Source organism: Novosphingobium sp. FG90, assembly GCF_057808725.1.
The window spans coordinates 1-9,346 of sequence record NZ_JBMDIO010000032.1; the positions used below are offsets into that span (position 1 = coordinate 1).

Below are 9,346 nucleotides of genomic sequence, written 5' to 3' on the forward strand. Positions count from 1 at the left end.
AGCATCAGACTACGAATCTGAGGGTCGGACGTTCGAATCGTTCCGGGCGCACCACTCTTCCTTCCGGGGGTGATGTGGTCCTTGTTTGGGTTGAAAATGGTAGGCGCCCGTAGCTCAGCTGGATAGAGCATCAGACTACGAATCTGAGGGTCGGACGTTCGAATCGTTCCGGGCGCACCACCATCCAAAACGAAAAACCCCGCCCTCACCGGCGGGGTTTTTCGTGTCTGCTCTTAGCTCTGTTGCCGCTCGCGCCGCACGAAAAGACCGGATGCAGCCATTGCCGCACCCGGTCCTTGCTGCGCCCCGCCAGAGCGACGGGGCGGCATATGCGAAAGCTTACTGAGCTTCGGGCGTGGTGGCCGCAGCCGCGCCACCGGCAGTCGCAGCGGCGTCGGCGCCCGGCTGACCGGCAGCGGCCGACTGGGTCGCCTTGGCGAAGTCGGCAGCGCTCATGCCCAGGGCCAGCGAACCGTCGGCACCGAGGCCGAGGTAGGACTTCTTGAGCTGCGCGGCCGAACCACCGCTAAGGGCCACTGTGACGTTGTCACCTTCCACCTTGCTGACGGTGCCGAGCACGATGCCGTCGCTGCTCTTGATCGGTGCGTCGGCGACGATCGCAGCGTCCTTGGCGGCGGTGTTCTCGGCCTTCGCGCCGTTGACGGCGGATTCCAGTTCGGCCTTGGTCATGCCGATGGTGAGGCCCTTGTCGCGCATGACGAAGGCGTTCTGGGGGAGACCAGCGCGCGCGGTGCCGGTGGAGACGGTGACGATACCGCCCTGAACCGCTTCGACGGTGCCGACTTCTGCGCCTGCGGCGTCGAAGACCTTGGCGCCGGTGGTCGGATTGACCGCAGCGGTCGCCGACGCGGCGGGAGCAGCTGCCGGGGCAGCCTGCGCCATCACGGCGGCGGGAGCGAGGGCAGCCGCAGCGATGGCGGCGGTGATGAGGGTTTTCTTCATGGCGTACTCCTTGTTTGCCGGACCCGCGGGAGGACGAGCCCGGAACAAGCCCCCTGAAGGGGCGAGAAATGCGGCCCGGCGAACCCGGGCTGAGGTTACCCCGTCCGACTTTCGCCGGCCCCGCCGCAGCGAAACTTCGCACACGGCAGACGGGGTGAGGGACAGGTATAGTCAGGCAAATCCATCGCAGGGTGAACGGTTGCCTGAACAAGGGGCGAGCCGAGCCATTCCCGCGATGAGCCGGTCCAGTCTTGTGGAAAAGTGCGGATTTCAGCCGTTCCTGTCACCGGGCCATGCACGTCTGGTTGTTGATATGACCACCAGGCGAGAATTCTGGGCCGAATCCCCGGGCGCCGCCGGTGAGGCGCCACCCTGCACCGTGCACGGCGAAGCGGTCCTTTGGCGCGCAGCGGGACGGATCGCCAAGAGTGGTGAGACGAACGCTTCTTCGTATCGGGCGAAGTCCCGTTCCATGTGCACAAGTTGACATTCGGGCGGAACATTCGCGCGTGTCGGCGCTTGAACCGGCCGTGGTGGAAGCTCCGGCAGGATCGACGATGGATGAACAGAGCGACGAGGGTGCCAAGCCCTCGGTCTGGCGCTATGCGAAGGCTTCGCGCGCTTACGTGGTGATCGATGCGGCAGACTATTTCGAGGTCATCCGCGAAACGATGGAGAACGCGCGCCAGCGCATCTTCATGATCGGCTGGGACTTCGATTCCCGCATCCTGCTGACTGCCGGGCGGCGCTGGTGGCAGCGCGGGCGCAAGCGCAGGTTTCCGGCGCGGCTGGGTTCCTTCATGCTCTGGATGGTGCGGCGCAATCCGCAGCTGGAGATCAGGCTGCTCAAGTGGAACGTCGCCATGCTGAAGTACCTGTTCCGAGGTACGATGCTGTTCGACGTGGTGCGCTGGGCGAAGCATCCGCGCATCGACTTCAAGTTCGATTCCGCCCACCCGGTCGGCTGCAGCCATCACCAGAAGATCGTCGTGATCGACGATAAGGTCGCGGCCTGCGGCGGCATCGACATGACGTCCGACCGTTGGGACACGCCCGACCATCTGCCGCATGACCCGCGCCGCAAGCGGCCGACCGGGCGGCTCTACGGTCCCTGGCACGACGTCACGATGATGATGGAGGGCGAAGTGGCCGCGACGCTTGGCGAACTGGGACGCGAGCGCTGGAAGGTGGCAGGCGGCGAGGAGATCGCGCCCTGTCGCCCGCAGCAGGAAAGCCCCTGGCCCGAGGGCCTCAAGGCGGAGTTCGAAAATGTCGAGATCGGCATTGCCCGCACCCGCGCCGAATATGGTGACTGCCCGCAGGTCAGCGAGATCGAGCAGCTCTTCGTAGAGCAGATCGCCCGCGTGAAGCGCTTCATGTACGCCGAAACGCAGTACTTTGCATCGCGCGCGATAGCCGAAGCCATCTGCAAGCGTCTGACCGAGGAGAATCCGCCGGAGTTCTTCATCGTCAATCCCGTCACCGCGGACGGCTGGCTGGAGCAGAAGGCGATGGATACCGCGCGCGTCGAACTGGTCGAGACGCTGCAGGCAGCGGACACGCACGGCGCTTTTCGCATCTTCACGCCCTCCAACGCCGCGGGGGAGCCTATCTATGTCCATGCCAAGCTTACCATCATCGACGATGAGGTGCTGCGCGTGGGCTCGGCCAACATGAACAACCGGTCGATGGGGCTCGACAGTGAGTGCGACGTGTTCATCGACGTCACCCGGCCCGCCAACGCCCATGTCGATCCGGCCACGATCACCGCACTGCGCTTGCGCCTGCTGGCCGAACACTGCGGGATCGCGGAGGGCGAAGTCGCCGTCGGGATCGACAGGCACGGCTCCATGGCGGCCATGGTCGACGCGCTCAACAGGGACGGACCCAAGGCCGGAAGGAAATATCTCGAACCCTTGCCCTTGAAGAACTTGTCGGAAGCTGAAAGAGCACTCGGCCAAAGCGGGGTGCTCGATCCGGAACGCCCCGGCGAAATGTTCGAGCCCATCGAGCGACGCGGGTTGTTCCGACGCAAGGGACACCTGATGCGTATGCGCCTGATGAAGAGATTGAGAAGGAGCAAGTCGGATGAGCAGCCTGGTCGGTCCTGATGAGGACAACCCGCTCGGCAAACCGGACGTGCCCGGCCACGTTCAGGATGCCATCCGCACGCTGATCGAATGGGCGGGCGACGACCCCACGCGCGAGGGCCTGATCGACACGCCCAAGCGCGTGGCGCGTGCCTGGCTTGAATATTGCCAGGGCTATCAGGAGGATCCGGCGATCCACCTGTCGCGGATATTCGAGGAAGTGGGCGGCTACGACGAAGTCGTGCTGCTCAAGGACATTCCGTTCCAGTCGCACTGCGAACACCACATGGCGCCGATCATCGGCAAGGCGGCGATCGCCTACCTGCCGCGCAACCACGTCGTCGGCATCTCCAAGCTGGCGCGCGTGCTGCACGGTTTCGCCCGCCGCCTGCAGATCCAGGAGCGCCTGACCGCCGAAGTCGCGCAGTGCATCTGGGAGCACCTCAAGCCGCAGGGTGTCGCCGTCGTCATCGAGGCCAACCATGCCTGCATGACCGCACGCGGCGTGCGGACGCCGGGCGTGGGCATGATCACCAGCCGCATGATGGGCACTTTCCTGGAGGACGAGCGTTCCCGCAAGGAAGTGCTCAGCCTGATGGGCTACTGAGGCGGAACTGCAGGGAGGATGCCATGGGCCATGCGCAGGTTCTCGAGGGCGGCTGCCGCTGCTCGCGCCTGCGTTTCCGGCTGACGGCGCCTCCGCTGATCGAAGGTCTGTGCCACTGTACCGGCTGTCAGCGGATGACTGGCAGCGCCTTCTCGACGACCATCGCGGTACCGCTGCCGGGCTTCGAGGTCGTCACCGGCGAGACCGAGATCGGCGGCATCCATGGCGACGAGGCGCATCACCACCACTGCATCTGGTGCAAGTCCTGGGTCTTTACCCGCGTCGATCCGTCGATGGGCTTCGTCAACGTCCGCGCGACGTTGCTGGACGATGCCCATGCATTCACGCCCTTTATCGAGATGCAGGTGGCGGAAAAGCTCGCCTGGGTCGAAACGCAGGTAGAGCGGCGCTACGACCGCTTTCCCGCGCTGGAGGATTACCCGGCACTCATCGCCGACTACGCGGCATGGCGGGCAGCACGATAATCCCGAAAGATTGCGCTTGAACCGGGCCGTGTCTGAGGCAAGAGACGCTTCACTCCGGGGCGGACAGGCAGATGATCGAGAAAGGTAACGGGGCAGTTCGCGAAAGGTCTGGCGAATGGCCTCGGGAGAGGGGGGCGGGCGTCCGCCTGCTGTTGCCGCTCGTCCCGGCGGCGATGCTGCTGGTGCTCCTGTTGCGTCCGGTCTGGGACGTCGACATCTTCTGGCAACTGAAACTGGGCGAGCTTATCCTCGACCGGCCGGGACCTGTTCCTACCGAGCCCTTCGCCGCGCTTCATGCCGGTGAGCCGCTGCCTGCCGTTGCCTGGGCCGGGCAGGCGACGATGGCCATGGTGCGAAGGATCGGCGGCTGGGACCTGCTGCGCGTGTTCGACGCCCTGTGCTGGCTGGGCGGCTTCTGGGCCGTCGCCGCCGCGTCTCGCTGGAAGGGGGCGAGCCTGCAGGCGGTCATGTTCGCGCTCGCGCTCGTCTTCGTGGCCGCTCTGCCGACCGCCAGTATCCGTCCGCAGAGCTTCGGATGCCTGTGCTTCGGACTTCTGCTGGCGCTGCAGCGGCTGGACTTGCGCCCGGTGACGATGATCGCGCTTGGCCTGCCGGTACTGTTTGCGTGGCAGAACCTGCATCCGTCCGTGAGCGTGGCGGTGGCGGCCCTCAACCTGGCGGCGGTGCCGGGCTGGTATCGCTGGCTGCGCGGTCGCAGCGCTTCGAGGCCGATCGGATTGAGCGCGCTCGGCTTGCTGTCCGTGGTCGCGATCTTCGCCACGCCGGACGGCGCTTCCGTCGTGGCGACTTCCGCTGCCAATGCGCAGGCGAGCATCGCCATCGGCGCGAGCGAGTGGTTCCCGATATGGATACCGGCCAACCATGCCAACGCTGTCCCGGTGCTTGTGGTCAGCGTGCTGACCATCTGGCTGCTGGTGCGGCATCGCGGACGGGTCGATGCGGCCGAACTGGCCGTTGCCATCGGTCTTTCGATCATGACGCTGACCGCCTATCGCTTCGTGCTGTTCTGGGCGGTGGCGATGGTGCCGGTAATCGCCCGCGCCGCGAGCGGGGAGGGCGCAAGGCCCTCGCACTTCGAATGGCGGCGCGAATGGCTGGCGCTGATCGCTCCGATCATCCTGGTGGCCGTCGCCGCGCCCTTGCTTGCCCCGACCCGCTTTGCGCCGAACCTGCCGCTGGGTGCGGCGCAGCACTTGCGCAAGGCCGGGGTGAGGGGAACCGTCTACGGCGATTTCCCGTTTGGCGGCGTCCTCGTCGATACCGGCTATCCGGACTGGAAAGTCGCCTACGACGGTCGCTACTATCGCTACTCGCGCGAGGAATGGCAGTACAACGGCGGCATTGAGAACGGCATCGTCCCGCTGGTCGACGTCGTGCGAAAGTGGAACCCGGCCGCTTTCGTGCTCGACGAGGATCACAACGCGCCGCTCGTCGAAGCGCTCGGCCGCAGCCGCGCCTGGCAGCGCATTTACGCGAAGGGCGGGATCGTCGTCTACGTGCCCCGGATCATCCGCCGCGCGTCACCGGGATCAGCGCGCCGCTGATCGCCCGCGCGGACGGGGAGGCAAGGAACACGATCACGTCCGCGATCGCAGCCGGCTGCACCCAGGTCGAGAAGTCGGCGTCGGGCATGTCGGCGCGATTGGTCGGCGTGTCGATGGTGCTGGGCAGGATCGCGTTGACGGTGACGGCGGTGCCGGACAGTTCCTCCGCCAGCGCCTCGGTCAGCCTGTGCACGCCGGACTTCGACGCGGTGTAGGCGCCCATGCCGGCGGCTGCCTTTCCGGCCGCGCCGGCGCCGATGTTCACCACGCGGCCTGCCCCGGAGGCCTTGAGCGCGGGCAGGGCGAGCTTGGTGATGGTGGCCCCGGTCAGCAGGTTCATGGCCTGCATCCTGACCCAGGCATCGATCGAGCCGTCTTCCAGCGTCTCCCAGGTGAAGCCGCCCGCAACGTTGACGAGCACGTCCACGCCGCCATGCGCCGCTGCGACCCTGTCGAGCGCGTCTTGCGTCGATGCTGCGTCGGTGAGGTCGATCCCGCCGATGTCGAGCGAGCCGGTCAGCGGCTCATGAGGCTCATTCGCGAAGTCCACGCGGGCCACCTTGTCCCCCGCTGCGGTGAAAGCCTGCGCCACCGCCTGTCCCAGAACTCCGAAACCACCGGTGACGATAACCGAGCGCGCCATGATCTACCCCTGACTTGAATCGTAAGGGAGCGTGCTAGCCGCAGACGCCCCGGCCGCCAAGTGCGCGCCCATTCCAACGCCCCGCCGATCAACATAGAGCCCGATACGAAAAAGGCGCCCTTCCGGGGAAGGACGCCCTTTCGGTAACGCAAGATGTTTCCGGCTCAGAGCTGGCCGAGCATGTGCTCCGCCGAGCTGACTTCGAACGAGCCGGGTGCCTCGACGTTGAGCTGTTCGACGACGCCGTCGTTGATGACCATGGAATAGCGCTGGCTGCGCGTGCCCATGCCGAATCCGGTGCCGTCCATGGTAAGGTCCACGGCCCTGGCGAAGTCGGCGTTGCCGTCAGCCAGCAGCGTCACGTCCGAAGCCTCTGCGGCCTTGCCCCAGGCGCCCATGACGAAGGCGTCGTTGACCGAGGTGCACACGATCTCGTCGATGCCCTTGGCCTTGAAGTCTTCGACCTTGTCCACGAAGCCGGGCAGGTGCTTTGCCGAGCAAGTCGGCGTGAAGGCGCCGGGGACCGCGAAGAACGCGACCTTCTTGCCCGCGAAATATTCGGCGGACTGCACCGGCTCGGGGCCGCCTTCACCGACCTTGATGAGCTTTACGTCAGGCAGCTTCTCGCCAACGGAGATGGTCATTGCATTCGTCCTTTCCATTAAGGTGAATCGCTTCGCGCGCCAGATATAGGGCTGGACCGCAAGGCGGCAACGAGTGAGCATATAAAGATATCTTTATATTTGCTTCGATCGGGTCGAACGGGTAGGGAGGCGCGATTGTCGGCGTCCTGTACCGTTTTCGATGCCGACCCTTCACGACCAGGAGTTTCCCCCGTGGCCACCACCACCGCCCCCGACTACGCCATCGCCGACATCGCGCTCGCCGATTACGGCCGCACCGAGATCGCCATTGCCGAAACCGAAATGCCGGGCCTGATGGCGCTGCGTGAGGAATTCGGCGCCGCGCAGCCGCTCAAGGGCGCGCGCATCACCGGCTCGCTGCACATGACGATCCAGACCGCAGTGCTGATCGAGACGCTCGTGGCTCTCGGCGCCGACGTGCGCTGGGCCACCTGCAACATCTTCTCCACGCAGGACCACGCCGCCGCCGCCATCGCGGCGCAGGACATCCCGGTCTATGCCATCAAGGGCGAATCGCTGTCGGACTACTGGGACTACGTCGGCCGCATCTTCGACTGGGGTACGGACGAGAATCCCGACCAGACGTGCAACATGATCCTCGACGACGGTGGCGACGCCACCATGTTCGCGCTGTGGGGCGCGCGTGTCGAAGCGGGCGAGAAGCTGTTCGAGCCCAGCAACGCCGAGGAAATCGAGTTCGTTCGCGCACTCAACGCCTTCCTGAAGGCCAAGCCGGGCTACCTCTCGCGCACTGTCAACGCGATCAAGGGCGTCTCGGAAGAGACCACCACCGGCGTCCACCGCCTGTATCACCTGGCGAAGGACGGCAAGCTGCCGTTCCCCGCGATCAATGTGAACGACAGCGTGACCAAGTCGAAGTTCGACAACCTCTATGGCTGCAAGGAATCGCTGGTCGACGCGATCCGCCGCGCCACTGACGTGATGCTGGCCGGCAAGGTCGCCTGCGTCGCCGGCTTCGGCGACGTCGGCAAGGGTTCGGCCGCTTCGCTGCGCAACGGCGGCGCCCGCGTGATGGTGACCGAGATCGACCCGATCTGCGCCCTGCAGGCCGCCATGGAAGGCTACGAAGTCGTCACCATGGAAGAAGCCGTGACCCGCTGCGACATCTTCGTCACCGCGACCGGCAACGATTCCGTCATCACCGGCGAGCACATGGCCGCGATGAAGGACAAGGCGATCGTCTGCAACATCGGCCACTTCGACAGCGAGATCCAGATTGCGGCTCTCGACAACTACGAGTGGAAGGAAGTGAAGCCGGGCACCGACCTTGTCACGTTCCCGGACGGCAAGCAGATCATCGTCCTCGCCAAGGGCCGCCTGGTGAACCTGGGCTGCGCCACCGGCCACCCCAGCTTCGTGATGTCGTCGAGCTTCACGAACCAGACGCTCGCGCAGATCGAACTGTTCACCAAGAACGACGAGTACGAGAACCGCGTCTACGTCCTGCCCAAGCACCTCGACGAAAAGGTCGCAGCGCTGCACCTCGAAAAGCTGGGCGTGAAGCTCACCAAGCTGTCGAAGAAGCAGGCCGACTACATCGGCGTGCCGGAAGCGGGTCCGTTCAAGCCGGACCACTACCGCTACTGATCACGGTTTGATGTCGATGCAGAAGGGGCGTCTCTTTAAAGGAGGCGCCCTTTTTGCGTTTCCGCAGTCATTCGAAGTGCAAAAGCCTAAATAATGGCTGATCAATTCTTACATATGAATACGGTGAACGGTCCGATGTCATCAAGGCGGACGAGTGACATCGCGCGGGGTAAACAATCTCCCGGCAAACGTTCGGATTGGTCCACCTGGAGGTGCGCCAACGCGAAATCGCGCGCGGCCTCCTGCCGATTGTTCTTTCCCATACGCACAATGGCTTCTCGCAGGTGATTATCCACCGTCGATGGCGAAAGATCGAGTTGCCGGGCGATCTCCTTTGAGGTCATCCCCTGATTTACCAGGGCCAGGCACTGACTTTGCCGGCGTGTCAGGCCGTTGTAGCCGCGGTTGTTCGTCATTACCCATGGGGTTCCCTTATGATTTTGGGAACATTGGAAATTTTTATCCGTGAGACACAGTGAAGATTTATTAACTGTTCCATCAAAATGAAAATTCTCTTTTGATGATATAGTCTTATTTCGATTGCCTAGTTATTTTGCCTATTCATTTGGGCAGCCGCAGGCTTCGACGCCGCACCATGCTTTCTCCATATTGTGCGTGGCGATCGGCGGATTGGCCATAGCTCCGGAGGGGTAAGGAAAGGCGAGGGCGTCTTCCTGACCTGCTATCCGTGGGAATCCACTTTCCCACCCGCCCTAACCTGTCGCCGATAATTTTCGTGAA

At 64.3% G+C, this 9,346-nt stretch carries 9 protein-coding genes and 1 tRNA gene; 6 read left to right on the forward strand and 4 right to left on the reverse strand.

Annotation, left to right across the window (positions count from 1 at the left end; all coding sequences use genetic code 11):
- Positions 1 to 103 precede the first annotated feature (103 nt).
- A tRNA-Arg gene (locus ACODRZ_RS21015) sits at positions 104 to 180 on the forward strand.
- Positions 181 to 339: 159 nt separating this feature from the next.
- Here ACODRZ_RS21015 and ACODRZ_RS21020 read toward each other — a convergent pair.
- Entirely contained in the window at positions 340 to 963 is a 624-nt protein-coding gene (locus ACODRZ_RS21020) for a hypothetical protein (protein WP_488972376.1), read from the reverse strand.
- A 557-nt stretch (positions 964 to 1,520) separates the two neighbouring features.
- On the opposite strand from ACODRZ_RS21020, the gene ACODRZ_RS21025 reads away from it, so the two are divergent.
- From ACODRZ_RS21025 to ACODRZ_RS21040, 4 genes are all read left to right on the forward strand, one after another.
- A complete protein-coding gene (locus tag ACODRZ_RS21025) occupies positions 1,521 to 3,074 on the forward strand; it encodes a phospholipase D-like domain-containing protein (RefSeq protein ID WP_488972416.1) in 1,554 nt (517 codons plus the stop codon).
- Complete coding sequence (gene folE / locus ACODRZ_RS21030; RefSeq protein ID WP_488972377.1) at positions 3,052 to 3,660, forward strand: GTP cyclohydrolase I FolE; 609 nt, start codon at positions 3,052 to 3,054, stop codon at positions 3,658 to 3,660. Before ACODRZ_RS21025 ends, folE begins: the two co-directional genes overlap by 23 nt.
- Positions 3,661 to 3,683: 23 nt before the next feature.
- On the forward strand, positions 3,684 to 4,145 hold the full coding sequence (locus tag ACODRZ_RS21035; RefSeq protein ID WP_488972378.1) for a GFA family protein: 462 nt from the start codon (positions 3,684 to 3,686) through the stop codon (positions 4,143 to 4,145).
- A gap of 71 nt (positions 4,146 to 4,216) precedes the next feature.
- Positions 4,217 to 5,710 carry a hypothetical protein gene (locus ACODRZ_RS21040; protein ID WP_488972379.1) on the forward strand — a complete coding sequence of 498 codons (1,494 nt, stop codon included), beginning with the start codon at positions 4,217 to 4,219 and terminating at the stop codon, positions 5,708 to 5,710.
- Here the strand turns inward: ACODRZ_RS21040 and ACODRZ_RS21045 are convergent.
- Both ACODRZ_RS21045 and ACODRZ_RS21050 read right to left on the reverse strand, forming a co-directional pair.
- Entirely contained in the window at positions 5,673 to 6,353 is a 681-nt protein-coding gene (locus tag ACODRZ_RS21045) for an SDR family NAD(P)-dependent oxidoreductase (protein WP_488972380.1), read from the reverse strand. The genes ACODRZ_RS21040 and ACODRZ_RS21045 overlap by 38 nt on opposite strands.
- Positions 6,354 to 6,517: 164 nt before the next feature.
- A complete protein-coding gene (locus tag ACODRZ_RS21050; RefSeq protein WP_488972381.1) occupies positions 6,518 to 6,997 on the reverse strand; it encodes a peroxiredoxin in 480 nt (159 codons plus the stop codon).
- Positions 6,998 to 7,189: 192 nt separating this feature from the next.
- Here ACODRZ_RS21050 and ahcY point away from each other — a divergent pair, with 192 nt between their 5' ends.
- Positions 7,190 to 8,605 carry an adenosylhomocysteinase gene (gene ahcY, locus ACODRZ_RS21055; protein ID WP_488972382.1) on the forward strand — a complete coding sequence of 472 codons (1,416 nt, stop codon included), beginning with the start codon at positions 7,190 to 7,192 and terminating at the stop codon, positions 8,603 to 8,605.
- Between the two features lie 101 nt (positions 8,606 to 8,706).
- On the opposite strand, the gene ACODRZ_RS21060 is transcribed toward ahcY, so the two are convergent.
- On the reverse strand, positions 8,707 to 9,021 hold the full coding sequence (locus tag ACODRZ_RS21060; RefSeq protein ID WP_008829667.1) for a helix-turn-helix domain-containing protein: 315 nt from the start codon (positions 9,019 to 9,021) through the stop codon (positions 8,707 to 8,709).
- Positions 9,022 to 9,346 lie beyond the last annotated feature (325 nt).